This window comes from Shinella oryzae, from assembly GCF_023038235.1.
GTDB lineage: Bacteria > Pseudomonadota > Alphaproteobacteria > Rhizobiales > Rhizobiaceae > Shinella > Shinella sumterensis.
Genome location: NZ_CP081987.1, coordinates 1,656,373 through 1,680,444, shown reverse-complemented (window position 1 = coordinate 1,680,444; position 24,072 = coordinate 1,656,373). Strand labels below are relative to the sequence as shown.

General features: G+C 63.4%; 22 protein-coding genes. 12 read left to right on the top strand and 10 right to left on the bottom strand.

Going from position 1 to position 24,072, the window contains the following annotated elements:
* Nucleotides 1-647: 647 nt before the first annotated feature.
* Nucleotides 648-2,876: an NACHT domain-containing protein gene (locus K6301_RS08330; RefSeq protein ID WP_247216050.1), complete on the top strand. Its 2,229-nt coding sequence runs from the start codon at nucleotides 648-650 to the stop codon at nucleotides 2,874-2,876.
* Nucleotides 2,877-2,918: 42 nt separating this feature from the next.
* Here K6301_RS08330 and uvrB read toward each other — a convergent pair whose 3' ends face one another.
* Both uvrB and K6301_RS08320 read right to left on the bottom strand, forming a co-directional pair.
* Complete coding sequence (gene uvrB, locus K6301_RS08325) at nucleotides 2,919-6,089, bottom strand: excinuclease ABC subunit UvrB (protein ID WP_247216048.1); 3,171 nt, start codon at nucleotides 6,087-6,089, stop codon at nucleotides 2,919-2,921.
* Between the two features lie 89 nt (nucleotides 6,090-6,178).
* Nucleotides 6,179-7,087, bottom strand: coding sequence for a LysR family transcriptional regulator (locus K6301_RS08320; protein ID WP_247216046.1), 909 nt, complete (start codon nucleotides 7,085-7,087; stop codon nucleotides 6,179-6,181).
* 88 nt (nucleotides 7,088-7,175) lie between these two features.
* Here K6301_RS08320 and K6301_RS08315 point away from each other — a divergent pair, with 88 nt between their 5' ends.
* On the top strand, nucleotides 7,176-7,748 hold the full coding sequence (locus K6301_RS08315; protein ID WP_247216044.1) for an NAD(P)H-dependent oxidoreductase: 573 nt from the start codon (nucleotides 7,176-7,178) through the stop codon (nucleotides 7,746-7,748).
* A gap of 61 nt (nucleotides 7,749-7,809) precedes the next feature.
* On the opposite strand, the gene K6301_RS08310 is transcribed toward K6301_RS08315, so the two are convergent.
* From K6301_RS08310 to K6301_RS08300, 3 genes are all read right to left on the bottom strand, one after another.
* Nucleotides 7,810-9,810: a putative bifunctional diguanylate cyclase/phosphodiesterase gene (locus K6301_RS08310; RefSeq protein ID WP_247216042.1), complete on the bottom strand. Its 2,001-nt coding sequence runs from the start codon at nucleotides 9,808-9,810 to the stop codon at nucleotides 7,810-7,812.
* Nucleotides 9,811-9,910: 100 nt separating this feature from the next.
* Entirely contained in the window at nucleotides 9,911-10,504 is a 594-nt protein-coding gene (locus K6301_RS08305) for a hypothetical protein (RefSeq protein ID WP_247216040.1), read from the bottom strand.
* A gap of 21 nt (nucleotides 10,505-10,525) precedes the next feature.
* Nucleotides 10,526-10,912 (bottom strand): acyl-CoA thioesterase, encoded by a 387-nt coding sequence (locus K6301_RS08300; RefSeq protein WP_134650024.1) that lies wholly within the window; start codon nucleotides 10,910-10,912, stop codon nucleotides 10,526-10,528.
* Between the two features lie 290 nt (nucleotides 10,913-11,202).
* On the opposite strand from K6301_RS08300, the gene K6301_RS08295 reads away from it, so the two are divergent.
* The 5 genes from K6301_RS08295 (at nucleotide 11,203) to K6301_RS08275 (ending at nucleotide 16,578) form a co-directional block, all read left to right on the top strand.
* Nucleotides 11,203-12,393, top strand: a complete 1,191-nt coding sequence (locus K6301_RS08295; protein ID WP_247220543.1) for an extensin-like domain-containing protein — start codon at nucleotides 11,203-11,205, stop codon at nucleotides 12,391-12,393.
* A gap of 307 nt (nucleotides 12,394-12,700) precedes the next feature.
* On the top strand, nucleotides 12,701-13,522 hold the full coding sequence (locus tag K6301_RS08290; RefSeq protein ID WP_247216038.1) for a sulfite exporter TauE/SafE family protein: 822 nt from the start codon (nucleotides 12,701-12,703) through the stop codon (nucleotides 13,520-13,522).
* A 92-nt stretch (nucleotides 13,523-13,614) separates the two neighbouring features.
* Nucleotides 13,615-14,541, top strand: coding sequence for an ABC transporter ATP-binding protein (locus tag K6301_RS08285; RefSeq protein ID WP_134650022.1), 927 nt, complete (start codon nucleotides 13,615-13,617; stop codon nucleotides 14,539-14,541).
* On the top strand, nucleotides 14,538-15,299 hold the full coding sequence (locus tag K6301_RS08280) for an ABC transporter permease (RefSeq protein ID WP_134650021.1): 762 nt from the start codon (nucleotides 14,538-14,540) through the stop codon (nucleotides 15,297-15,299). The genes K6301_RS08285 and K6301_RS08280 overlap by 4 nt, the downstream gene beginning before the upstream one ends.
* An 85-nt stretch (nucleotides 15,300-15,384) precedes the next feature.
* A complete protein-coding gene (locus K6301_RS08275; protein ID WP_247216036.1) occupies nucleotides 15,385-16,578 on the top strand; it encodes an MFS transporter in 1,194 nt (397 codons plus the stop codon).
* Nucleotides 16,579-16,648: 70 nt separating this feature from the next.
* Here K6301_RS08275 and K6301_RS08270 read toward each other — a convergent pair whose 3' ends face one another.
* Nucleotides 16,649-17,200 carry a TetR/AcrR family transcriptional regulator gene (locus K6301_RS08270; RefSeq protein WP_247216034.1) on the bottom strand — a complete coding sequence of 184 codons (552 nt, stop codon included), beginning with the start codon at nucleotides 17,198-17,200 and terminating at the stop codon, nucleotides 16,649-16,651.
* A gap of 46 nt (nucleotides 17,201-17,246) precedes the next feature.
* Here K6301_RS08270 and K6301_RS08265 point away from each other — a divergent pair, with 46 nt between their 5' ends.
* Entirely contained in the window at nucleotides 17,247-17,783 is a 537-nt protein-coding gene (locus K6301_RS08265) for a dihydrofolate reductase family protein (protein WP_247220443.1), read from the top strand.
* Here K6301_RS08265 and K6301_RS08260 read toward each other — a convergent pair whose 3' ends face one another.
* From K6301_RS08260 to K6301_RS08250, 3 genes are read right to left on the bottom strand one after another with little or no spacing between them, the layout of a single operon-like run.
* Nucleotides 17,784-18,482, bottom strand: a complete 699-nt coding sequence (locus tag K6301_RS08260; RefSeq protein WP_241948644.1) for a retropepsin-like aspartic protease family protein — start codon at nucleotides 18,480-18,482, stop codon at nucleotides 17,784-17,786.
* Nucleotides 18,479-18,700: a DUF1289 domain-containing protein gene (locus K6301_RS08255; RefSeq protein WP_134650017.1), complete on the bottom strand. Its 222-nt coding sequence runs from the start codon at nucleotides 18,698-18,700 to the stop codon at nucleotides 18,479-18,481. The genes K6301_RS08260 and K6301_RS08255 overlap by 4 nt, the downstream gene beginning before the upstream one ends.
* A 36-nt stretch (nucleotides 18,701-18,736) precedes the next feature.
* Nucleotides 18,737-19,519 (bottom strand): adenosylcobinamide-GDP ribazoletransferase, encoded by a 783-nt coding sequence (locus K6301_RS08250; RefSeq protein WP_247220441.1) that lies wholly within the window; start codon nucleotides 19,517-19,519, stop codon nucleotides 18,737-18,739.
* A 130-nt stretch (nucleotides 19,520-19,649) separates the two neighbouring features.
* Here K6301_RS08250 and cobT point away from each other — a divergent pair, with 130 nt between their 5' ends.
* Nucleotides 19,650-20,666 (top strand): nicotinate-nucleotide--dimethylbenzimidazole phosphoribosyltransferase, encoded by a 1,017-nt coding sequence (gene cobT / locus K6301_RS08245; RefSeq protein WP_247220439.1) that lies wholly within the window; start codon nucleotides 19,650-19,652, stop codon nucleotides 20,664-20,666.
* Between the two features lie 84 nt (nucleotides 20,667-20,750).
* Nucleotides 20,751-21,128, top strand: coding sequence for a diacylglycerol kinase (locus tag K6301_RS08240; RefSeq protein ID WP_247220438.1), 378 nt, complete (start codon nucleotides 20,751-20,753; stop codon nucleotides 21,126-21,128).
* A 3-nt stretch (nucleotides 21,129-21,131) separates the two neighbouring features.
* Here K6301_RS08240 and K6301_RS08235 read toward each other — a convergent pair whose 3' ends face one another.
* Nucleotides 21,132-22,667, bottom strand: a complete 1,536-nt coding sequence (locus tag K6301_RS08235) for a sensor histidine kinase (protein WP_247220437.1) — start codon at nucleotides 22,665-22,667, stop codon at nucleotides 21,132-21,134.
* Between the two features lie 168 nt (nucleotides 22,668-22,835).
* Between K6301_RS08235 and K6301_RS08230 the strand changes: the two genes are divergently transcribed.
* Both K6301_RS08230 and K6301_RS08225 read left to right on the top strand, forming a co-directional pair.
* Entirely contained in the window at nucleotides 22,836-23,402 is a 567-nt protein-coding gene (locus tag K6301_RS08230; protein WP_247220435.1) for a thermonuclease family protein, read from the top strand.
* Nucleotides 23,403-23,413: 11 nt separating this feature from the next.
* On the top strand, nucleotides 23,414-24,058 hold the full coding sequence (locus tag K6301_RS08225) for a uracil-DNA glycosylase family protein (RefSeq protein WP_247220433.1): 645 nt from the start codon (nucleotides 23,414-23,416) through the stop codon (nucleotides 24,056-24,058).
* The last annotated feature ends 14 nt before the right edge of the window (nucleotides 24,059-24,072 follow it).

Below are 24,072 nucleotides of genomic sequence, written 5' to 3'. Positions count from 1 at the left end.
GCATCAGATAGTATAAATGGCACCTCTCAGCGCCCCGTTCGGCGGTTTTTGCCCGCGACTCCGGTCCCTCTGCAAGCAACGGGCCCGGCGGCGCTTGCCGTCGGTTTCCGGGGCGGGCCCCGCCGGGGTTTTTCGCGCCTGACAGGGCTCACCTTCGAGCACCGTCCGGGCGGAAAGGCGTCACCGCCTTTCCCGACAAGACATCACTCCGGCGGACGATGCCGACGCACCCTCCGGCCCCGCTCCCCTTGTGTGCCGCACAGGCACGCCCGACGCGCCGTCCGGGGCTGAAACGGGGGAGCCGGTCCGACGCTCCGCCGCTTCCCCCGTGTCGCCGGAGGGAGACCATTTTCCGCGGACCCTCAAGATGCAGGCTTACGTCCGTCCCGCACCCCAAGCGCCGACCCCGCCTCGCCGCAACGCCTTGCGGTGTATCCGCGACGGGATGAGGGGATTATGGCATGGGTGGAAAGGGTGGGGATGATTTCAGTAGATCTTTTCGCGCACAATCTCCGGGGACTGCTAAACATTCCGAATCCACCGCGACGACGTAACTAGAGATTGTAAAACCTGATATGGGCCTATCCAAATCCCCTCGCATGATGCAATCTAAATAAAACACGGGCTTGGAAATGGCGGAGAACATTGTGGCAGACAAAACGTGGCAGGATTTCGAGAAAAATGTGAGGCTCTACGCAAAGGCGATATGGGGCACCGAATTTCGTTCTCAAATGTTATATGATCGCCAAATCGACGCCTACTCAGAATTGAATTCAAAATCTGCTGTCGCTATCGAAGTTACAGAGCAAAAGAATATAAATAAAATCCAAGACGATATAAATAAATTATATCATGTTCGTGCTAATAACTTTTCTAGTAAATTTATAAGCACGGAATGCTTTATCGTTGTCGGATTTGAGCCTACACCAGCCATGATCGGCGCTTGCTCGAAGGTTAACATAGACGTTCTTACCGTTGAGGAGTTTAAATCGCGCTTTCTTCCTTACGAGGAGTACCGCTCAATGCGGATTCTCGAGCCGTTTGGAAGCGCGATCGATCCGGAATCTGGCTCCCCGGATACGAAAGCTTATGTGGAAGTAGATTTTCTGCGGGGCGAGAGTGCATACAGTCGAAAGAGAATATATGAAGATATTTCATCCGGGAAAAGTGTAGTTCTACTCGGGGAATACGGTACGGGAAAAAGTAAATTTTTTGAGAATGCTTTTCATGTTTTTTCGAAGAAAGCGAGCTTTTCAACCGGCTATCCTTTGGCTATCGATCTGCGAAAGAGCTGGGGGCTAAATAGCAGATATGAAATAATTACAAGACATTTAACTGATTTAGGTATGTCTTTTCATGCTGATAAGTTCATTAAAGCGTATAATGAGGGTCTTCTATTTCTGTTCATAGACGGTTTTGATGAAGTTGGATCACAGGCTTGGAGCGATAATCCGGAAAGCTTAAAAAATTTGAGAGCCGATGCGCTGCAGGGGGTGCGAGATTTAATATCTAATCAGAAATCCGGTCTAATTATCTGCGGTCGAGAGCATTATTTTGACAGTAATGATGAGATGTTTTCTGCATTAGGTTTGATAAACAGGAATCCCATTCTCGTTCAAACTAAAGGCGAGTTTAGTGTCGATGAGATTCAGAAATTTGTTCAGAACTCCAGTATCTCCATATCAATTCCCGATTGGTTGCCGCGAAAGCCTCTAACGTGCGACTTTTTTGTTAGGACATTTGCCGCGACGGAGGATAAAGCTCGTTTTGATGCAGATACACCTCATAAATTTTGGGATATTTATGTCTCCGCAGTCTGTGAGAGAGAGGCGAGGCTAAACAGTGCGTTTGACGCGGACTCGATTAGATCGGTTCTCGTTGCAATTGCAGCTATAACGAGACGTCTGCCTCAGGATGTCGGGCCAATCACCCTTGCGGAAATTCGTGACGCATTTCAGCGCGCTGTTGGTTACGCGCCTATTGATCAAGCAAGCGTGTTGTTGCAACGCTTGTCAGGCCTAGGTCGCTCCTCTGCGGATACGGAAGATCGCCGATTTGTAGACACGTATCTACTTGATGGACTAAGAGCTGTTCATGTAGTTGAGTTCGTTACCAAGATCGCAAATGATGCTTATCTTGACGAGGATTGGCTAAACCCACTCGGTGAGTACGGATTAGATATTGCTTCTCAAAAGATAGCTGATTTGGGTTTGAGTGAAGAAGCTGTACTATTTTGTCGATCTGCCATACGAAAGAGAAATCACACACTAATTGCGGATGTAGTTGGTGCGCTTCTTCTTTCGGGACAAGCGGAAATTGATTTTGGTGGCCTTCACATAAAGGGTGCTCAAATTGGCTGCCTTGATTTTTCTGAAGTGGATGCTCGGAATTTAATAATAGAAACTTCTACAGTTGATGAACTGAACGTTCCTTTGAAGGAGAATTCTAGCATCGTAATAATTGACTGCCATGTTAATACAGCTTTGGGTATATCTGCCGAATCTGGCATGCCTAATTGGATAAAAGACACAAAAATTGAAAATTACACGTCAATTGCCACGACCTCTAGAATAAAATCCTCAGATATAAGTAATAATCATAAGGTTCTTGTTGCTATTCTCCATAAAACGTTCTTCCAGCCTGGGTCTGCCCGAAAAGAAGAAGCTTTGTTTAGGGGGTTGGGAAAAATTGCCAGACCTAAAACCGTTTCCTCTATAACTAACAAGCTAATATCTGAGGAGATAGTTTCTCAAGAGAAAGGGAATTCGGGAGATATTTTCGTGCCAAATCGCGCCAAAACGAAGCGCGTCGCGAAAATCATGGCCGAGTTAAACATGTCCACAGATCCGATTTGGCGATATGTCGATTCCATTTAACACTCTTTCCGAATACTCGGCTACAATAGCTATATCGACGTCTCACCGCCCCGGCCGACCCGTTTTCCCCTTCGTCCGTCCCTTACGCTTCGCCTCCGCCGGGTCCTCATAGCTTCCGACGCCGATCTTCCCCCGGCGAACCGGCTTCGCGTCGTCGGCGCCGGTGGCGCGTTCGGGTTGGCCTTCCAGCAGGGGGGAGTGGCGCTTCTTGGTGGAGAGGGTTTCCGGCGGGCGTTGGGGCAGGTCGCCGGTGACGGGTTTTTCGGTGCGGCCGACGGTCATTTCGTCGAGGCTGTTCTTGCGGAACAGCGACTTGCCTGATGGCGTGGCAACGTCGCGGCCCATCTCGTCCAGTTTCGGCTTGCGGAAGAGGGGGCGTTCGATGTCGGTGCCCGGGCCCATGTCGTCGAGCGAGGGTTTCTGGAAGAGGGATTTCGAGGTGTCGGCGTCCGCCGCTATGGATCCTCGGGTCAAGCCCTGATATGACGGAGGAGTGATGGTGCCAGAGGCACCCCCCTCTGTCCTGCCGGCGTTCGTCGCTGTAAACGATTCACTGGATCGATTGCTCCGCTGCGCGGACCGCTCCTCACCCCCCACAAGGGGGGAGATCGACTCGTGGCTGGCGCCGGTTTTCTTCCCGTTGCCGCCTTGTGTCTTTGCCGCGCCTTTTGGCTTGCCGCTGCCACCTTCCTGATTTTTCGCTTCTTCGCGCGCCATCGGGTCGTCCATGACGGCGAGTTCGGCGGCCTTGAGGCGTTTGATCTCGTCGCGCAGGCGGGCGGCCTTTTCGAAATCGAGATCGGCGGCGGCGTCGCGCATGGCTTTTTCCAGCGCGTTGAGGTGAGCCTGGAGGTTGTTTCCGACGAGGTTGCCGCCGTCCGCAAAGCCCTTGCCGGCGACGCCGGAGATATCGGCGCGGACGTGATCGCGCTCGTAGACGCTGTCGAGGATGTCGGAAATCCTGGCCTTCACGGATTCCGGGGTGATGCCGTGCGCCTCGTTATAGGCGACCTGCTTTTCGCGGCGGCGGGTCGTCTCGTCCATCGCACGCTGCATGGAGCCGGTGATCTGGTCGGCATAGAGGATGACCTTGCCGTCGACGTTTCGCGCCGCGCGGCCGATGGTCTGCACGAGGGACGTTTCCGAGCGCAGAAAACCTTCCTTGTCGGCATCGAGGATGGCGACGAAGCCGCATTCGGGAATGTCGAGGCCTTCGCGCAGCAGGTTGATGCCGACGAGCACGTCGAAGGCGCCGAGCCGCAGGTCGCGGATGATCTCGATGCGCTCCAGCGTGTCGATATCGCTGTGCATATAGCGCACGCGAATACCCTGTTCGTGCAGGTATTCGGTGAGGTCTTCGGCCATGCGCTTGGTGAGCACGGTGACGAGCGTGCGGTAGCCGGCCTGCGTGGTCTCGCGGATCTCTCCCAGCACGTCGTCCACCTGGCTTTTCGCCGGGCGAACCTCGACGGGCGGGTCGATCAGGCCGGTCGGGCGGATGACCTGTTCGGCGAAGACGCCGCCGGACTGCTCCATCTCCCAGGCGCCGGGCGTGGCCGAGACGGCGATCGTGTCCGGCCGCATGGCATCCCATTCCTCGAAGCGCAGCGGGCGGTTGTCCATGCAGGAGGGCAGGCGGAAGCCGTATTCGGCCAGCGTCGCCTTGCGGCGGAAGTCGCCGCGATACATGCCGCCGATCTGCGGGATCGTGACGTGGCTCTCGTCGATGAAGATCAGCGCGTTGTCGGGAATGTATTCGAACAGGGTCGGCGGCGGCTCGCCGGGCTTGCGGCCCGTGAGGTAGCGCGAATAGTTCTCGATGCCGGCGCAGGAGCCGGTGGCTTCCAGCATCTCGATATCGTAGCGCGTGCGCTGCTCCAGGCGCTGCGCTTCCAGGAGGCGGCCGGCCTTTTCCAGCTCGGCGAGGCGCAGCTTCAGCTCCTCGCGGATCGCCTTGATGGCGCCGTTCAGCGTGGGGCGCGGCGTGACATAGTGGCTGTTGGCGTAGATTTTTACCGATTTCAGGTCGCCGGTCTTCTGACCGGTCAGCGGGTCGAATTCGGTGATGGCGTCGATCTCGTCGCCGAACATCGAGATGCGCCAGGCGGCATCTTCCAGGTGGGCAGGGAAGATCTCGATCGTGTCGCCGCGAACCCGGAAACTGCCGCGCTGGAAATCCATCTCGCGGCGCTTGTATTGCTGGGCGACGAGGTCGGCGAGCAGCTGGCGCTGGTCGAGCCTCTCGCCCACTTCCATCTGGAAGGTCATGGCGGTGTAGGTCTCGACCGAGCCGATACCGTAGATGCAGGAGACCGAGGCGACGATGATGCAGTCGTCGCGCTCCAGAAGCGAGCGGGTCGCGGAGTGGCGCATGCGGTCGATCTGCTCGTTGATCGACGATTCCTTCTCGATGAAGGTATCGGAGCGCGGCACATAGGCTTCCGGCTGGTAATAATCGTAGTAGGAAACGAAGTACTCGACCGCGTTTTCCGGGAAGAAGTTCTTGAACTCGCTGTAGAGCTGGGCGGCGAGCGTCTTGTTCGGCGCGAGGATGACGGCGGGGCGCTGCGTCTCCTCGATCACCTTGGCCATGGTGAAGGTCTTGCCGGAGCCGGTGACGCCGAGCAGCACCTGGCTGCGCTCGCCCGAAGACAGGCCCTCCACGAGGTCGCGGATCGCCGTCGGCTGGTCGCCGGCCGGCTGGTATTCGCTGATCATGCGGATCGGGATGCCGCCTTCCGTCTTCGCCGGCCGGGCCGGGCGGTGCGGCGTCCACAGCTTGCCGTCCTTGAACAGCGGGTTGCCGCTCTCGATGAGCGCCGACAGCGCCTCCACCGTGGCGGTGACCGCCGTTCCGGCATTGAGCGACGCGGCGTCCTCCAGCGAGACATCCATGCCCGACACCGGGTTGAGGCCGGCGGCGGCGCGCGTCTTGGGGTCGGACGAGCCGCCGATCGACACGCCGCGGGAGGTTTTGCTGGCGGTGACGTTTTCCGTGTGGCGGCGGGCGGCGTTCTCCACCGACTTGCGGTGCTTGCCGGCCTTCGACGCGACTTCGCGGCGGCTTTCGACGCTTCCCGCCTCGGCTTCCGCCTCCAGCTGCTTCACCCAGTCGGAGACGCTGCCGGACAAGGGTTCGCCCTCGAAAGGCGACTGCGGGGCTTCCTCGAAACCGGGGTTCGAGGGCGGGGATTTTTTCGGGGTTCTGGCCATGCGGGGAATATGGAGAGAGTCATCGCGAAAAGAAAGGGGCGGCGAGTACAAAAGGGAAACGAATTTGCGCCGTTCCCGCCGGCGGCGGGTCAGGCCGGATGGCCGGCGAAGACGTCGCGCACGATATCCGCGACGTGGCGCACGGCGCGGTCCGTGTCGCGGCGGCGATGCCAGGCGATGTGGAGCGGAAAGCCCTCCACCGGCAGGGGCGGCGCGGCGATGTGCAAGTTGTCGGCGGCGCCGGCGGGCACCGTATGGGCCGGCATCATCGCCAGGAGGTCGCTGTCCTCCAGCAACGGCGGGACCATCAGGAAGCTCGGCACGACGATGCCGATGCGGCGCGACCGGCCCAGCGCGGCGAGCTGGTCGTCGAGGCCGCTGCGCGTATCGCCGCGCCCTGAGACGAGGACATGCGGGTAGGCGAGCCAGCGCTCCAGCGTGAAATCGGCGGCGGCCGGGTGGTCGCGGCGCATGGCCACGACATAATGCTCGTGCAGCAGCGTCTCGCGGTGGAAGGCCGTCGCGTCGATGGCGGGGAAGACGGAGATCGCGATGTCGCCCGTGCCGCGGGCGAGGGATTCGAGCGCCGCCGATGCGCTCTGCCACGGCTGGATGACGAGGTCGATGCCGGGCGCGGAGCGCGCCAGCGCGCGTTGCAGCGGGCCGGCGATGAGGATGCCGGGATGGTCGGCCGTGATGATGCGCACGGTCTGGCGGATCTCGGCCAAGGGCTCCTCGGGCGCATCGACCACGGCGGCAATGCCGGCGAGCAGGTTCTTCAGGGGATCGCGCAGCGCCTGCGCCCGCGCCGTCAGCCGCATGCCGCCCTTGCCGCGTTCCAGCAGGGGATCGCCGAAGAGGTGGCGGCAGCGGTCGAGCGCGCTCGATGTCGCCGGCTGCGACAGGTTCAGCCGGGCCGCGGCGCGCGACACATGGGCCTCGTCAAGCAGGGCATCGAGGATGACGAGGAGGTTGAGGTCAATGGATCTTAAATTCATCAGATCGATAATAGCATATACAAATCATCCATTGGAATGATTTCTTTCGTCCCGGCATTGTCTGCCTGTCAACACAGGAGACGACGCCATGAGCAAGACCTTGATCCTTCTCTTTCACCCTGACCTCACCCGTTCGCGCGCCAATGCCGCGCTCGCGACTGCGGCGGCGCGCCTGCCCGATGTCGAGGTCGTGGACATGCATGCGGTGTGCACGGACGGTAGGATCGACGCCGACCGGGAGGTTGCCCGGCTGCTTGCCGCCGACCGGATGGTGCTGCAGTTCCCCGTCCAGTGGTATTCGACGCCGCCGCTGCTCAAGGCCTGGCAGGACGCCGTGCTGACGCGCATGGTCTACATGGCGTACGAGACCGAGGGCCGGCTGCTGGAGGGCAAGCCGCTTCTGGTCGCGGCGACGGCCGGCAATGTGCCGGAAGCCTATGCGCCTGCCGGCACCAACCGGTTCACCATGACCGAATTGCTTCGCCCGCTGGAGGCGACCGCCCATCGCTGCGGCCTGCCCTGGCAGCCGCCGTTCCTGCTGTTCCGGGCAGACAGGCTGAACGATCTCGCGCTGCGTGCGGCAGCCAGTGATTATGCCGCACGCCTCGAAACGTGGCGCAGGGACGACGAGCGCCGCTATCTCGCGGAAGCCTGGGGCTGAGACATCGCGCCGTGCGCGCCTCTCGTGGGAGCAGCCGGTAAGCAGGAGCCGACATTGCCCGTCAGGTTGCGTCCGTCGCTGGTTGGCGGGCGAACCGTTCGGCGTGCTGTGCAAGCCAGCCGGGAATGTCGGCCGCTTCCATCGGGCGGGCGTAGTGATAGCCCTGGGCCTGGCGGCAACCGAGGCTTTGCAGCATGCGTGCCTCGGCCTCGTTCTCCACGCCCTCTACGACGATGTCGATGGACAGGGCATTGCCGATGCCGATGAGGGCGGAGATGAGGGTCTGGTTCTGCCGGCTCGTCTCGATGCCCCGCACGAAGCTTCGGTCGATCTTCAGCCGGTCGATGTGCAGGCTGACGATGTAGGCGAGGGAGGAATGGCCCATGCCGAAATCGTCGACGGCGAGACGGAAACCGGCGGCTTCCAGCCGGGCAAGCTCGGCGTCGGCAGCCTGGGTGTCGAGCGTCGCTTCCTCGGTGATCTCGATCTCCATGCGCGACGGCGGGACATCGTGCTGCTGCGTGATGTCGATGAGGAGACGCGAGAGCGTGTCGCCGGAAAACTCACGCGGCGAGACGTTGATGGCGACGGCGGCATCCGGCAGGCCATAGCCGGGCAATGCCTGGAGCAGGCGCGCGGCGCGCGTCGCGACATAAGCGGTGAGGGCCGTCGACATGTGCAGGGCCTGTGCGGCGCGCACGATATCGGGCGGGCTGACCGCGCCGAGCGCGTCATGGGTCCATCGCAACAGGGCCTCGAAGCCCGTCACGCGGCCGCCGCCCAGTTCCACCTGCGGCTGGAAGAAGACCTGCAACATCTGCTTCTCGATCGCTTCGGCAAGCGTCGCCTCGATAAGGCGCTGACGTTCGATGCGCGCTTTCAGCAGCGGGTTGAAGAGGCTGAGCTTGCGGCGGCCGCCGGCCTTGGCGGCATAAAGCGCGATGTCGGCACTGGCGAAGAGCGCCTCGGCGCTCTCGCCGTGCGCGGGATAGAGCGCGAGGCCCGCGCTGGCGCCGACGGTGACCGAGCGCTCGCCGACGACGATGGGCTCGCCGGCAATCCGGATGATTTCCTTGCCGATCAGGCGGGCGCGCGCCTCCGCGCCGGTGCCTTCTATGATCACGGCGAACTCATCGCCGCCGAGCCGGGCCACCATGTCTCGCGCGCCGGTCAGGCCGGTGAGACGGCTGGCGATTTCGGTGAGGACAGCATCGCCCACGCCGTGGCCCATCGTATCGTTGATCGCCTTGAAGCGATCGAGGTCGATTGTCAGCAGGGCCAGCGTATCGGCCGAACGGCTGGCGGCGAAGGCGCTGCGCAGCCGGTTGTTGAAGAGGGTGCGGTTGGCAAGGCCCGTCAGCGGGTCCGTGTTCACGAGAGCGGAAAGCTGCTGATTGGACTGGTTGATTTCCGCATTGGCATCCGACAGCGATGCGGCGAGCGCGATGGCATTCAGGCGGTCCATCTGGCTGCGGACGAACTCCCTTTCGCTGACCTGGCTCGTGCGGAACATCACAAGGCCGAACAGCGCCGTATCGGCGGCGATGACCAGCGAAGAGGGCGTGCCGATCGCTATCAAATTCACAAAGGTCGCGAGGATGGGCGGGACGGCGAACAGCATCGTCGTCTGGCTGTAGGCCGCGCTCTGCATCATGGCGCCGGCGCAAATGCCGCAGATGATGAAGACCACGTAGGGATTGAGCCCGCCTTCGCCGATGACCGTGCCGAGGAATGGCGTCAGGGCCCATGTCAGCCCGCCGGCGAGGGCGCCGAGTGACAGGATTCTGAGCGCTCGCTTCGGCTGTTCGATCGCGATGTTCTGGCGCCTGATGACGCGCACCGTGATGTAGCGGGCGAGGTTGACGGCGAAGATCGCGGCCAGCCAGTAGAGCACGCTCGTATTGGGCGCATCGAGCCACAGGACTGCAACTATCGTGACGGCGATGAAGCAACTGGCCGGCAGGGTCAGGACGATGCCGTCCAGCACGGACATGGCCTGTGCGGACAAAATCTGGTGTCTCGTGGGTTCGTCGATCGGCGTCGGCCGGCTCGCATGCGTCATTCTCGGTCCCGGCCAACAGGCACTTCGTCGCGCCGGGATGGTGCGGCTGGCCCCATAAGATTGTCTTAACGCCAGACCGTCAGAATCAGCAAGTGGTGTCTCAGTCGATCAGGTCGAAGGCGCGGAAGATCCAGCTCAGCTGATAGGCGATGGCGGCGGTGACGAAGACGGCGTGGAAGCGCCGGTTCGCCGTCCAGGCCGCGATCAGGCACAGCGTGATGAAAGTGACGTTGCGGATGGGATATTCGTACCCGAAGGACTCGAAGTAATCGATCCCCTTCAGCGCCGTGTCGAGCAGATCGACCGCGAAGACCATCGTGAACGCGCCGAAGAACCATTTGCGCCGCGAGAAGAAATAATCCTCGTAATCCCTGTAGTCGTCGAGCGTGGTCGGAAACAGCAGCACCGCCAGCATGAAGAACAGGCAGCAATAGCTGACGACGAAGAGATAGACGCCGAAATCGATGGGCGTCAGCACCTGAAGACGGAACTCCCACCACCAGAAATGCAGCAGGTAGAGGATCAGGAAGCCCGCCCAGGCGAGGTGGACCGGATAGACCTTCGTCTTGCCGGGATGCTGGATGAAGATGGCGATGCCGCTCAGGACGCGCGCCAGGCTGAGACTGACGACCATGCCGATGACCACGCGGACATGCGTAAACACGGCGGGATCCGGCGGCATGTTATGGTCCATCCTGGCCCTCCCGAGGCTTATCTAGTCGCCGGGAACCGGCGTCGGCTGGCCCTGGCTGTCGAGCGCGACCATGACGAAGGTCGCGGCCGTCACCTTTTCCAGCCGCGTGGTGAGATAACGCTGCGCCCAGGCTTCGACCGACAGCGTGATGGAGGTGCGCCCGACGCGGGCGATATCCGTGTAGATGCTGAGCGTGTCGCCGATCTTGACCGGCAGTTCGAAGGCCATCTCCCTGACCGCCGCGGTGACGACGCGGCCGCGGGCGCGTTCTGCGGCGCGGATGCCGCAGGCAAGGTCCATCTGCGCCATGACCCAGCCGCCGAAGATGTCGCCGGCCGCGTTGGCATCGCCGGGCATGGCGAGCGTGCGAAGGGTGAGCTGGCCGTTCGGGGTCTGCGTGTCGGTCATGCGGGCTCCTCTGCGTCTGCCTTCCGGTCTAACCCATTGCGCGCGTGTTCGAAAGAGGGTCGGCGGGCCTGCCGGGCACCGCGCGCAGCTCAACCTTGCGTCGACAATCTTTCCTTTACCATGTTGCGCGAAAATCCCCTGGAAATGCAGGCTTGTCGGCTTGCAAGCCGGTTTTGCGGGGACGGTGTCCGAATGTGGACAAACGCCGCCTGCACCATCGCCGGACAAGAATGTGCGTAACCGGGACCGCATCCTGCGACGCCAGGCGCCGGGCGGAAGTGACAATGGGTATTGCGTTCGTATCTCGTTTCCGCAGGCCGGTGGGGCTGCTTCTGATCCCGGCGTTTCTCGCCGCCTGTTCGGGCGGCCTGACGCCGCCCGACGATGTCGACAGCGTCGGCGCCATCACGCCGGTCGCGGAGATCGGCGATACCGGCAACAGCGGCGATACTTCATCTTCCTACGGCATGGAAACGCCTGATACGGTGATGGCCGCGCCCGAGCGCCAGACGCGCCGCCTCCCGAAGATCGACAGCGACGAAGCCATGGGCATCGGCGAGCCGGTGCAGGCCTCGTCGGGCATGCTGACCGTGCCCGAGGGCGGGGTGAGCATGGACGAGGGGCTGGGCGTGGGTCGCGTCGAGGGGCTCGCCGAGGCGCAGGCCAACGAGATCGCGGAGGGCAATGCCAGCCAGGTCGTCGTTGGCGGCATCGGCACGGATACACCGCAGCAGATGGGCGAGCCCGAGGTCATCCCGATGTCGGATGCCGGCATGGAGGCCGAAAGCGACGGCTATCTGCGCGTGCCCGACAAGGCGACGACGCGTCAGCACCAGTCCCAGCAGCAGTCTATGCAGGGCGAACAGGTCGCCTTCCTGCCGCGGCTCAACAATCCCATGCAGATCCCCGAGACGATGGGCGGCATGCCGGCGTCCGAAAAGGCCTGCCGGCAGCGTCTCCAGAAGCTCGGCGTCAAATTCCGCGACGTGCCGCGCATCTCGCGCGGGCGCTCCTGCGGCATCGAATGGCCGGTCGAACTGTCGGGCCTTTCCGGCGGCATCCAGATCAAGCCGGCCGCGCAGGTCAATTGCCAGATTACCGAAGCCTTCGCGCGGTGGGTGAAGGCCGAGCTCGTGCCCTCGGCGCGCATGCGCTACCTCTCGGGCGTCTCGGCGATCCACCAGATGTCGTCCTATTCGTGCCGCACGATGAATTCGCGTCGCGGCGCCGCCATGTCGGAACACGCGCGCGGCAATGCCATCGATGTCGGCAGGATCGTGCTGAAGAGCGGCAAGTCCATCGCCATCGAGCCGAAGGGCTTCTTCGCCTTCCGTGAGAAGGGACTGCTGAAGTCGGTGCGCGGTGACAGCTGCAAGTATTTCTCCACCGTGCTCGGACCCGGCAGCGACCGCTACCACAAGGACCATTTCCACTTCGATCTGAGGGTGCGCAAATCGGGCTACAGGCATTGCAGCCTGTAGGCGCACAAAAAAAGACCGGCGGGGCGCCGGTCTGAAGGAATGTCACATTTCAATCGCCACCGCCGGGGGCGGCGAGGGCGCATGCGGGCTTCCACAGGGGAAGCGGGCGGCCGGGCCGCCGAAAGCTCCCTCAGGGTCGGGAGCGAGGCCTCTGTCTGACAGTGGGAGCGGTGGGGTGCGGGGTGCGGACCGTTCCCGTGGCCTCGTGCAGACCATGGTTGAAATCGGTCACGGTTTGATGACAGTTGGCGCATCTCTGCCGCGATTGTTTCGCGAGTCGCCTCTTTATTCCCGCCGGGAGAATTGCATGCCGCCCATTGCCGATCTTGCCCTGTTCGCGCTGGCGCTTGCCGCGGCGGGCGTCGTCTCCGGCCTGCTTGCCGGCATTTTCGGCATCGGCGGCGGGGCGATCCTGGTGCCCGTCTTCTATCAGGTGTTCGGCTATCTCGATGTGCCGGAGGCGGTGCGCATGCACCTGTCCGTCGGCACCTCGATCGCCATCATCGTGCCGACCTCGCTGAGGTCGTTTACGGCGCATCGCAAGCGCAGCGCCGTCGACATGGACCTGCTGAAGAGCTGGATCGTGGCGCTGCCGCTCGGCGCGATCCTCGCATCCGTCATCGCCGCCTTCATCTCCAGCGTCGGCCTGCGCCTCGTCTTCGTCGGCATCGCGCTGCTCGTCGCGCTGCGGATGCTGTTCAACCGCGAGACCTGGCGGATCGGCGACACGCTGCCCGGCGGCATCTCCCGGCAGATCGCCGGCGTCGTCATCGGCACGTTGTCGGGCCTGATGGGCATTGGCGGCGGCGTGCTCAACAACACCTACATGACCTCCTTCGGCCGGCCGATCCATCAGGCGGTCGCGACCTCCTCGGGCGTCGGCGTGCTCATCTCCATCCCCGGCATCTTCGGCTATATCTGGGCCGGCTGGGGCGAGCCCGGCCTGCCGCCCGGATCGACCGGCTTCATCAACTGGATCGCCGTCGCGCTGATCGTGCCCATCGCGCTCGTCGTCACGCCATGGGGCGTGCGGCTGGCGCATGCCATGAGCAAGCGGCAGCTCGAGATCGGCTTCGGCATCTTCCTCATCCTGGTGGCGCTGCGCTTCCTCTACAGCATCTACGGCTGAGAGATTTTTTCGCCAAGCCGGGTGAAAACCGGCAGGGGATACGCCATATAGGGTGTCCTTCCGCATGAATTTTCCCTTTTCCGGACCATCCCATGGCGCCCATCGTTTCCATTCGCAATCTCACCAAGAGCTATGCTTCGGGGTTCCAGGCGCTGAAAGGCGTCGATCTCGACATCGAAGAAGGCGAGATCCTCGCGCTGCTCGGGCCGAACGGCGCGGGCAAGACGACGATGATCTCGATCATCTGCGGCATCGTCACGCCGAGCGGCGGCACGGTCACGGTCGGCGGCCACGACATCCTGCGCGATTTTCGCCAGACGCGCTCCATCATCGGCCTGGTGCCGCAGGAGCTGACGCTCGATTCCTTCGAGACGGTCTGGAACACCGTCGCCTTCTCGCGCGGCCTGCACGGGTGCAAACCCGACCCGGCGCTGATCGAGCGCATCTTGAAAGACCTCTCGCTCTACGACAAGAAGGACACGATGCTGCGCCACCTTTCGGGCGGCATGCGCCGGCGCGTGCTGATCGCCAAGGCGCTGTCCTACGAGCCGAAGGTGCTGTTCCTCGACGAACCCACCGCCGGCGTCGACGTATCCCTGCGCAAGGACATGTGGCATCTCGTCGAGCGGCTGCGTGCCTCCGGCGTCACCATCATCCTGACCACGCACTATATCGAGGAGGCCGAGGAGATCGCCGACCGCATCGGCGTGATCAATCACGGCCAGATCCTGCTCGTGGAGGAGAAGAAGGCGCTGATGGCCAAGCTCGGCCGCAAGCAGATGACGGTAGAGCTCGCCGAGCCGGTCACCGCCATTCCCGACGCGCTGTCGCCGTTCGGGCTGACGCTTGCGGGCGAGGGCACGCGCCTCGTCTATGAATTCGATTCCGCCGGCGAGCGGACCGGCATTTCCTCGCTGCTGTCGGCCCTCTCGCATTGCGGGCTGAGGGTCAAGGACATCTCCACCGAGCAGAGTTCGCTGGAAGACATCTTCGTGGAGCTGGTGGGAGAGGGCAAATGAACTTCGAGGCGATCAAGTCCATCTATGCGTTCGAGATGGCGCGCACGCGCCGCACGCTGCTCCAGAGCATCGTCTCGCCCGTCATCACCACGTCGCTCTACTTCATCGTGTTCGGCGCGGCGATCGGCTCGCGCATGCAGGAAGTGCAGGGCGTCTCCTACGGCGCCTTCATCGCGCCCGGCCTCATCATGCTGACGCTGCTCAACCAGTGTATCGGCAACGGCTCCTTCGGCATCTACTTCCCGAAATTCACCGGCACGATCTACGAGATCCTGTCCTCGCCGATCTCGATGATCGAGATCGTCATCGGCTATGTCGGCGCCGCCGCGACGAAGGGGCTCATCGTCGGTACGATCATTCTCGTCACCGCCTCGTTCTTCGTCGACATCTCGATACGGCATCCGTTCATGATGGTGCTGTTCTTCGTGCTGACGGCGGTCACGTTCAGCCTGTTCGGCTTCATGATCGGCATCTGGGCGAAGGACTTCGAGCAGCTGAACCTTTTCCCCATGCTGATTGTCCCGCCGCTCGTCTTCCTCGGCGGCAGCTTCTATTCGATCGACATGCTGCCGCCCTTCTGGCAGACGGTCAGCCACTTCAATCCGGTGCTCTACCTCGTCTCCGGCTTTCGCTGGAGCTTCTACGAAATCGCCGATGTCAGCCCGCTCGTCAGCCTCGTGACGGTGCTGGGGTTCCTGATCGTGTGCCTTTCGATCACGGCCTGGATCTTCAAGACGGGCTACAAGCTGAAGAACTGAGCCATGCAGAACGCGTCGCGACCGGTTGACCGGATCGCGGCGCATGCCTATCGCTTTCGCCAGCATTCCCGCAGCGCGAGCGCCCATGACGTCCAGACCGGTCAACGCCATTCCCAGAACAGTCTGGATCCTGGGTATCGTCAGCCTGCTGATGGATGTTTCCTCGGAGATGGTGCAGACGCTGCTGCCCTTCTACCTCGTCAGCGGACTGGGCGCCTCGGCGGTCTTCGTCGGCTTCGTCGAGGGCCTGTCGGTCGCCATCGCCACCGTTACCAAGCTGTTCTCCGGCATTCTCGCCGACCGCATGGCGCAGCGAAAGCCGCTCGCCGTTCTCGGTTACGGCCTCGGCGCGGTTTCCAAGCTGCTCTTCCCGCTCGCCACCTCCGCGGGCTGGATCGTCGCGGCCAAGGCCGTCGACCGTGTCGGCAAGGGCATTCGCGGCACGCCGCGCGATGCCCTGATCGCCGATGTCACGCCGCCGGAACTGCTCGGGGCGAGCTTCGGATTGCGGAAATCACTGGATACGGTGGGCGGGTTCGTCGGGCCGCTGGTGGCCATCGGGCTTATGATCCTGTTTGCCGGCGACGTTCTCACGATCTACTGGATCGCCGTCATCCCGGCGTTTCTGGCCGTCCTGTTGCTGATCGTCGGCGTGCGCGAGCCGAAGGCGCCATTCGAGGCAAAGGGCGGCGGGCTGCCGCGCCTTGCCGATATCGTGCGGCTGAACGGGGCGGTGTGGATGGTCATCGGCGCGGCCGCGCTGCTGACGCTCGCCCGTTTCAGCGAGGCCTTCCTGCTTCTCAAGTCACAGGAGGCGGGCTTTGCACCGGCCTGGATTCCTCTCACCATGGTGATCATGCACGCGGTCTACGGTCTGACGGCCTATCCGGTCGGCCGCCTGTCGGACCGTATCGGACGCTCGGGCCTGCTGGTCGCCAGCCTGTTCGTGCTCGTCTTCGCCTATGGGACGCTTGCCTATGCCGCGACGGTGCCGCTGTTCATTGCCGGCATCGTGCTGTGGGGTCTGCATATGGGGCTGTCGCAGGGGCTGCTTGCCACGTTGATCGCCGATACCGCGCCGAAACACCTCAAGGGCACCGCCTTCGGCGTCTTCAACCTCATGACCGGCATCGTCGTGCTCTTCGGCAATGTCGCCGCCGGCTGGATCTGGGACAATCACGGCTCGGGCGCGACCTTCCTGACCGGCGCCGTGCTTTCGGGGGCGACCATCCTCTTCGTCGCGCCCATGCTGATGCGGGTCAAACACACGGGCAAATGAGCTGTTTCCTTTCGCCCGTGAGCGGGCCAGGGTCCGCGCCGTAGATGGGGCGGGCGATGTCTTCGCCGTTTCACCTTTCCAGCCAGCTTTCGAGCATGCGTCGGATTGCCCTGTCGGCGGGTTCCTCGCGCATGAAAGCCCACCAGGTGTGTGCGCCCTGCCAGATGCTCGCCATCTGCCAGGCGAGGCGGGCTCCCTCATCGGCATCCTGCGAAAGCCGGCGGGCAAGCGCCTGGTTGAGGCGGCGTGCCCATGCGGCGCCACGGGCACGCAGGACAGGGTCGCGGATATCCTCCCGCAGCAGAAGCAGGCCGTCCGTGGCGTTGCGCTCGGCCATTTCGGCCGGCATTAGCCGCATCAGAAGATCGATGGCGCCTGCCGGGGTGACGGCTGCCTCGGCATCGACCGCATCGGTCTCGTCATCGAGCCGATCCCACGCGCGCAGCAGCACGGCCCGCACCATGGTGTCGCGATCGCCGTAGCGTTGCACCAGCGTTGCCGGCGAAAGCCCCGCCGCCTTCGCTGCGCGGGCGAACGTCAGCCCGGCCGGGCCGGTCTCCATCATCGCTTCGAGAAGGGTGTCTAGGACCTGTTCGTCCGGGATCGTCTTGTGCCGCGCCATGGAAATATATAAACGTATGTTCGTTTATTTATCAAGGGAGGTCACGATGGCCAGGATCATCGGCTATATCGCCGCCAGCCTCGATGGGCTTATCGCCGACGAGAACGACAATCTCGACTGGCTGTTCAAATATGACAGCATGGATCTCGGCGAACATGATTACCGGACGTTCCTGTCGGGCATCCGCACCGTCGTGATGGGGCGGGGCACCTATGACTTCATCGCACGGGAACCGTCGCCCTGGGCCTATGACGGGAAACGAACCTTCGTCGTCACGTCCCGGCCGATCGACGACCCGAAGGGGCCGCTGGAAACGCGAAGCGATGTCGATGCGCTCATTGATGAACTTCGCGCGCTCGGCGACGGTGACGTGTGGATGCTGGGGGGCGGCCGCCTGCAGATGGCGTTTCTGGAACGCGGCGCGCTGGACGAGATCGAGATCTACATCATCCCGGAAATGCTGGGCGGCGGGCAGCCGCTGTTTCCGTTGACGGGTTTTCGCGCGAGCCCGACGCTGGTGAGTGCCAAGGCGATAGACCAGGGATGCGTGCGGCTGCATTACCGGTTCGATGACGCCGCCTGATCAGTCCTTCAGCCGCAGTTCGTCGCGGGTGATCTCGATGGAGCCCAGCGTTTCGAGGAAGCTCATGCCGAGCAGGCTCTGCTCCAGGCGGCCCTCCTGGGCGACCATGCCGCGGATCGTGCCGCGCTGGATGGGGCCGATGGCGACCTGGCGCAGGGTGACGGGGGCGGCGAGCGCGCGGCCGTTGGCGGTCGACACGTCGATGGAGAAGACGAGGTTGTCCGGGTTGATGCCGAGGCGCATGGCATCCGCATAGGACAGCACGACCGAGCTTGCGCCGGTATCGACCATCATGCGCAGCGGCGTGCCGTCGATGGTGACATCCGTTTCGAAATGGCCCGACAGGCCCTTCTGGATGACGAGGATCTGTTCGCCGCTGGCATTGGTCGTGACGACCGCGCGGCCGGGAATGAGGCCTGCCGTCAGACGGTTGCCGACGTCCTGCAGGTCGAAGCGGTAGAGATAGGCTGTCGCGAGCGCCAGGATGAGCACGAGCCAGATGGCGGCCTGGCGCAGGCTTTCGCCCCATTGGCGACGCCCGGCCAGAATGCCGGCCGCCATCATCGTGCCGATCGCCGAGAGCGTCACGAGGCGGCCGAAATCGTCATTGGCGATGCCGAGCGTGCGGCCGCTGTCATGGTTGAGGATCAGAAGCGCAAGGCCGCCACCGAGAATGGCCAGAAGGACATAAAATCTCATGCGTCGCCACGCTCCCTTGCCATGCGGGCGCGGCGGGTCTCGCGCCGCGGCTTGCGCTCGACGGTCTCAAGCCGCGCCGGAAGGGCGGCCATGATCGCGCGGCGCTCGTCGGATGTGTAGAGCGTCCAGGCGCCGATTTCCTCGCGCGTGCGACCGCAACCGAAGCAGTAGCCGGTCACCATGTCGATTGAACAGACGAGTATGCAGGGCGATTCCATCGAAACTCCAGATATGTCCGCTTCTATATCGGCAGCTCAAAGCGCCAAGGCAAGGGCGAAAAGCACTGACATTTCCGCGAGCTGTTGGGTGGCGCCGATCGTATCGCCGGTATGGCCGCCGATCTTGCGCAGGGCGATGCGGTTGAAAACGAGGACGCAGAGCGCTGCGGCGGCAAGCGCCAGAAGCCAGGACAGGACGGTGCCGTGCGGCAGCAGGAGCAGTGCCGCAAGCAGGACGCCGGAGATGAGCGCGACCGTGGTGGCGCCCTGGTCCGGCTCGCCCACCGAAGCGGCGACGCCGTCCCGGCGGGCCGGCGGCAGGAGCGACCAGTGCCAGACCATGGCGGTGCGGCTGGCGGCCGCGACGGCGAGCAACGCCATGCCGAGGCCGGAGGGCGTGAGAGCGGTCGCGAGCGCGGCGATGGCGGCCGCGCGCAGGCCGAAGGAGAGGACGAGGGCGACGACGCCGTAGGAGCCGACGCGGCTGTCCTTCATGATGGCGAGCGCACTGTCGCGGTCACGCCCGCCGCCGATGCCGTCGGCGCTGTCGGACAGGCCGTCCTCATGCAGCGCGCCCGTCACCAGCACCTGAAGGCCGAGCACGGCGAAGGCGAGCAGGAGCGGCGGGGCGTGCAGGGCCGAAAGCACGGCAGCGAGTGCGGCGGCCGGCAGCACGATCAGCACGCCGGCCAGCGGAAAGGCCTGCACGGCGCGCGACAGGCGGCCGTCATGATCCGTGAAATGACGTTGCGGCACAGGCACGCGCGACAGGAAGGCGACGGAGCGTGCGGTGTCGTCGATGAAGTCGCGGATGTTCATGTGGAAAAGCCCCTCCCGGCGAAAGCGCGATGGCAACAGCCGCAAATGCGGTTGTCGGATTCGCGCCCGGCCTCTATTAGGAGACACCAAAACCCCGCCTTTGAAAGCCCAAAGCAAGGAATTCCCCAAGATGAGTGCCAGCGGCCTGCCGTTCGATGATTTCCGTGAATTGCTGCGCAATCTGCCCGGTCCCGATTCGGCCGCGCTGGTGGCCGCGCGCACGCGGAATTCGCAGCTGACCAAGCCGCCGGGCGCGCTGGGCCGGCTGGAGGAGATCGCCTTCTGGCTCGCCGCCTGGACGGGGCGTCCGCCTGCCGTCACGCGGCCGCTCGTCGCGATCTTTGCCGGCAACCACGGCGTGACGAAGCAGGGCATCACGCCTTATCCGTCGTCGGTGACGGCGCAGATGGTGGAGAATTTCGCAGCCGGCGGCGCGGCGATCAACCAGATCTGCGTGACGCACGACCTCGGCCTCAAGGTCTTCGACCTGGCGCTCGACTATCCGACCGCCGACATCACGGAGGAGGCCGCCCTTTCGGAGCGTGACTGCGCCGCGACCATGGCCTTCGGCATGGAGGCCGTTGCCGGCGGCACCGATCTCCTGTGCATCGGCGAGATGGGCATCGGCAACACGACGATCGCCGCGGCGATCAACATGGCGCTCTATGGCGGCACGGCAGAGGAGTGGGTCGGGCCGGGCGCCGGGTCCGAGGGCGAGGTGCTGCAGCGCAAGGTCGCGGCCGTCAAGAAGGCGGTCGACCTGCACCGCGCGCATCTCAACGATCCGCTGGAGGTGCTGCGCCGCCTCGGCGGCCGCGAGATCGCGGCGATGGCGGGCGCCATCCTGGCCGCGCGCATGCAGAAGATCCCTGTTATCCTCGACGGTTATGTCGCGACGGCGGCCGGCGCCATCCTTCGCGCTGCCAACCCGGCCGCGCTCGACCATTGCCTGATCGGCCACGTCTCCGCCGAGCCGGGCCACATGAAGTCCATCGAGAAGCTCGGCAAGACGCCGCTTCTGGCGCTCGGCATGCGGCTTGGCGAAGGCACCGGAGCAGCACTCGCGGCCGGCATCGTCAAGGCGGCGGCGGCGTGCCATTCCGGCATGGCGACCTTCGTTCAGGCGGGTGTCAGCAACCGTTCGTAGCGGCATGGTCGGCAAAAAGCCAAAATGACGTGGATTGGACCCGTGGGGCTTCGCTCGACGGGTCCGGCAGCAGGGGATGACGGAATGGGTCAGGGACCAATTACGAAAAAGACGGGCTTCAGCCACCTCCTGGCGGCCGCGACCTACTCGGCCGACGGCGCGCGCCGCCTGCTTGGCGAATCCGCCTTCCGCCACGAGTTGATCGCCTTCGTCGTCGCCATGGTGCTGTTTGTCTTCGTCGGCGCGACGCTGTTCGAATTCGTGGCGATGACCATCCTCTTCCTGCTGATGATCGCCTTCGAGGCGCTGAACACCGCAATCGAGGAGATCGTCGACCGCGTGTCGCCGGAAATCTCCGAAATGGGCAAGCACTCGAAGGACCTCGGTTCCTTCGCGGTGTTCTGCCTCATCATCGCCAATGCCGCCTGTGCGGGCTATGTGGTGATTTCGAAGTTTATCTGAGGATCACGCGAAGCTCTTGCGGCGCGGGGCGACCGCGTGGGTCTCGCTGACGGCGGGCAGGCTTTCCAGCACGCGCTTGGCCGGCAGGATGGCGATGGCTTCGGTGCCTTCACGCAGCTTCGATTTCAGGATGAATTCGCCGTTGTGCTTGGCGAGGATCGCCTGGACGATCGGCAGGCCGAGCCCGGTGCCCTGTTCGGCGCTCTTGATGGCGATCGACCCTTGACCGAAGGCTGAGAGCACGACGGGGATTTCCTCTTCCGGAATGCCGGGACCGTTGTCCTTGATGGAGACATACTGCCCGCCGCCGGCCGTCCAGCCGGCCTTCACGACGACCTCGCCGCCCTGGGGCGTGAATTTCACGGCATTGGAGAGCAGGTTGAGGATGACCTGGCGCAGCGCCTTCTCATCCGCCCAGACCGCCGGCATGCCGCTTTCCACCTGCTCGGAAATGGTGATGTTCTTGGCGCGGGCGCGCAGCTGCACCATGCCGATGCAATCCTCGGCGATATCGACGAGATGCACGGAATCTTCCGCCAGATCGTATTTGCCGGCCTCGATGCGCGACAGGTCGAGGATTTCGTTGATGAGATTGAGGAGATGCTGGCCCGAACGGTGGATGTCGGAGGTGTATTCCTTGTAGATCGGGTTGTTCAGCGGCCCGAGCACTTCGGTCGACATGACCTCGGAGAAGCCGAGGATGGCGTTGAGCGGCGTGCGCAGTTCATGCGACATGGAGGCGAGGAAACGCGATTTAGCGAGATTGGCCTCTTCCGCACGGCGGCGGGCCTCGTCGGACATGGATTTTGCGACTTCCAGCTCGGCGATCAGGTCGTCCTTTTCCGATTGCGAGGAGAGGAGCTGGGCGCTCGTGTAGCGCAGGCGGTGCGTCATGAAGACGAGGAAGAGCATGGCCGCCGTGATGATCGCCGCCATGCCGACGGTGCCGGGTGCGGGCGAGAGCACGGCCACGACGATGAGCACGGCCACGGTGGGCAGGAAGGCGCAGAGAATGGCGTGGCGCAGCATCAGCGTGCTCATCGCCGTCACGGCGAGCGCGACGAGCAGCGCGGAACCCTTGTAGAAGTCGAAGGTCACGCCGGTGCAGCTGCCGCAGGTTTGCAGCGAGAAGGCGACCCAGGCGAGCCCCATGAAGACCTGTGCGATGAGGAAGCCGCGTTGCCAGCGCCGCACGTTCTCCGCCGTGATCTCGCGCCCGCGCGCGCGTTGCGCGACGATCATGCCGATGGCGTGCATGGTGAGCGCCAGCACCGCCCAGGCAACGAGGCCGATTTCCTGCGTGAGATAGACGCCGCCGGCGGCAATGAGCATGACGACGACGGGAATGGCGAGCGCGCTCTGTGCCACCGAGCCGACATGCAGCTGCATCATCTCGCGTTCGAAACCCGGCGAGACGCCCGTGGCGACCTGCAAGCGATCACGAGTCGCGCGAACGGTCCGCGAAACAGCCTTGTTTCGATGGCTGCGCGACTTGTCGACAATGATCTTGTCGGTCGAGGTGCTGACGCCGGTACTCATGATGACTGCAACTGTTACGGACAGCGTTGCAGTCTAGGTGGCAATCCTTAAGAAGATGCTGCCTCGCATAAACCATTTGCGAACCATTCCGGCATTTTTCGTGACGTGAAATGCGGTGCCATTCATCCTATGACGCTTGGGCAGATTCGAAATCGGGAAATGAGTTCCATGAGTTTTTCCAGGCGCATGCGCGATGTCGGCGTGGCGGTCGCCATGATGGTGCTGATCGTGCTGATCATCGTGCGTCTTAGCGACGGTAGCGTGGAGACGATTGGCGGTGCGGCGCGGGCGAAGGACGGCGATTCCATCACGCTGGACGGCCGCCGTATCCGGCTCATCGGCATGGACGCACCGGAAATGTCGCAGATCTGCAAGAGGGACGACGGGGAATGGCGCTGCGACGTGGCGGCGCGCTCGCGGCTGGCCGAGCTGATGCGCGCGGGCCCCGTGACATGCCGCGTCCAGGGCAAGGACAAGTACGACCGGCTGCTGTCGCGCTGCGAGGCCAACGGCATCGACCTTGGCGAGCGCATGGTGCGCGATGGGCTTGCCGTCGCCTATGGCGACTACGAACACGAAGAGCAGCTTGCCAAGGCCGAGCGCAAGGGGCTGTGGGGCAGCACCTTCGATCGGCCGCAGGATTGGCGGCGGATGAACGGCCGCCAGCCGGAGGGCGTTCACACGGCCGAACCCGGCCTTGTGGGGCGCATTCTGGGTCTGCTGGGGCTGGATTGACGGAACGGGCGATGGACAAGGCTGCAAACCCCGAGGATCTGGCTGCCCTGCGCGTGGCGATCGCTGCCTGCCGGCTCTGTCGCGAGGCGCCGGCCAAGGCGGGTGACGTGCTGCCGCACGAACCGCGCCCCGTGGCCGTCATCTCCTCCACGGCGCGTATCCTGATTGCCGGACAGGCGCCGGGGCTTCGGGTGCACGAAAGCGGACTTCCCTTCAACGACGCATCGGGCGACAGGCTGCGCGCCTGGCTCGGCGTCGATCGCGCGGTGTTCTACGATCCCGACCGTTTCGCCATCGTTCCCATGGGCCTGTGTTTTCCGGGCTACGACGCCCATGGCAGCGACCTGCCGCCGCGCCGCGAATGCGCGCCGTTCTGGCGTGCACGCATCATGGCGACGATGCCGCAGGTCGAGCTGGTGCTGGCGATCGGGCAATATGCGCAGGCATGGCATCTGGGTGCCGCGAAAGCGGCGAGCATGACCGAGACGGTTCGCGACTGGCGCCGCCATCTCGGCCGCAATGAAGCGCCCGCCGTGCTGCCGCTGCCGCACCCTTCCTGGCGCAACACCGGCTGGCTGAAGCGCAATCCGTGGTTTGAGGCCGAGATTTTGCCGGAACTGCAAAGCTGGGTGAAACGTCTAACGACTGAAATATAATTCTTCCTATTCGC

Bases quoted from the DNA above. Each gene is read 5' to 3' on its own strand.
- uvrB (WP_247216048.1), bottom strand. From the start codon at position 6,089: ATGGCCAGAACCCCGAAAAAATCCCCGCCCTCGAACCCCGGTTTCGAG.
- K6301_RS08320 (WP_247216046.1), bottom strand. From the start codon at position 7,087: ATGAATTTAAGATCCATTGACCTCAACCTCCTCGTCATCCTCGATGCC.
- K6301_RS08315 (WP_247216044.1), top strand. From the start codon at position 7,176: ATGAGCAAGACCTTGATCCTTCTCTTTCACCCTGACCTCACCCGTTCG.
- K6301_RS08310 (WP_247216042.1), bottom strand. From the start codon at position 9,810: ATGACGCATGCGAGCCGGCCGACGCCGATCGACGAACCCACGAGACAC.
- K6301_RS08305 (WP_247216040.1), bottom strand. From the start codon at position 10,504: ATGGACCATAACATGCCGCCGGATCCCGCCGTGTTTACGCATGTCCGC.
- K6301_RS08300 (WP_134650024.1), bottom strand. From the start codon at position 10,912: ATGACCGACACGCAGACCCCGAACGGCCAGCTCACCCTTCGCACGCTC.
- K6301_RS08290 (WP_247216038.1), top strand. From the start codon at position 12,701: ATGCCGCCCATTGCCGATCTTGCCCTGTTCGCGCTGGCGCTTGCCGCG.
- K6301_RS08285 (WP_134650022.1), top strand. From the start codon at position 13,615: ATGGCGCCCATCGTTTCCATTCGCAATCTCACCAAGAGCTATGCTTCG.
- K6301_RS08280 (WP_134650021.1), top strand. From the start codon at position 14,538: ATGAACTTCGAGGCGATCAAGTCCATCTATGCGTTCGAGATGGCGCGC.
- K6301_RS08275 (WP_247216036.1), top strand. From the start codon at position 15,385: ATGACGTCCAGACCGGTCAACGCCATTCCCAGAACAGTCTGGATCCTG.
- K6301_RS08270 (WP_247216034.1), bottom strand. From the start codon at position 17,200: ATGGCGCGGCACAAGACGATCCCGGACGAACAGGTCCTAGACACCCTT.
- K6301_RS08265 (WP_247220443.1), top strand. From the start codon at position 17,247: ATGGCCAGGATCATCGGCTATATCGCCGCCAGCCTCGATGGGCTTATC.
- K6301_RS08260 (WP_241948644.1), bottom strand. From the start codon at position 18,482: ATGAGATTTTATGTCCTTCTGGCCATTCTCGGTGGCGGCCTTGCGCTT.
- K6301_RS08255 (WP_134650017.1), bottom strand. From the start codon at position 18,700: ATGGAATCGCCCTGCATACTCGTCTGTTCAATCGACATGGTGACCGGC.
- K6301_RS08250 (WP_247220441.1), bottom strand. From the start codon at position 19,519: ATGAACATCCGCGACTTCATCGACGACACCGCACGCTCCGTCGCCTTC.
- cobT (WP_247220439.1), top strand. From the start codon at position 19,650: ATGAGTGCCAGCGGCCTGCCGTTCGATGATTTCCGTGAATTGCTGCGC.
- K6301_RS08240 (WP_247220438.1), top strand. From the start codon at position 20,751: ATGGGTCAGGGACCAATTACGAAAAAGACGGGCTTCAGCCACCTCCTG.
- K6301_RS08235 (WP_247220437.1), bottom strand. From the start codon at position 22,667: ATGAGTACCGGCGTCAGCACCTCGACCGACAAGATCATTGTCGACAAG.
- K6301_RS08230 (WP_247220435.1), top strand. From the start codon at position 22,836: ATGAGTTTTTCCAGGCGCATGCGCGATGTCGGCGTGGCGGTCGCCATG.
- K6301_RS08225 (WP_247220433.1), top strand. From the start codon at position 23,414: ATGGACAAGGCTGCAAACCCCGAGGATCTGGCTGCCCTGCGCGTGGCG.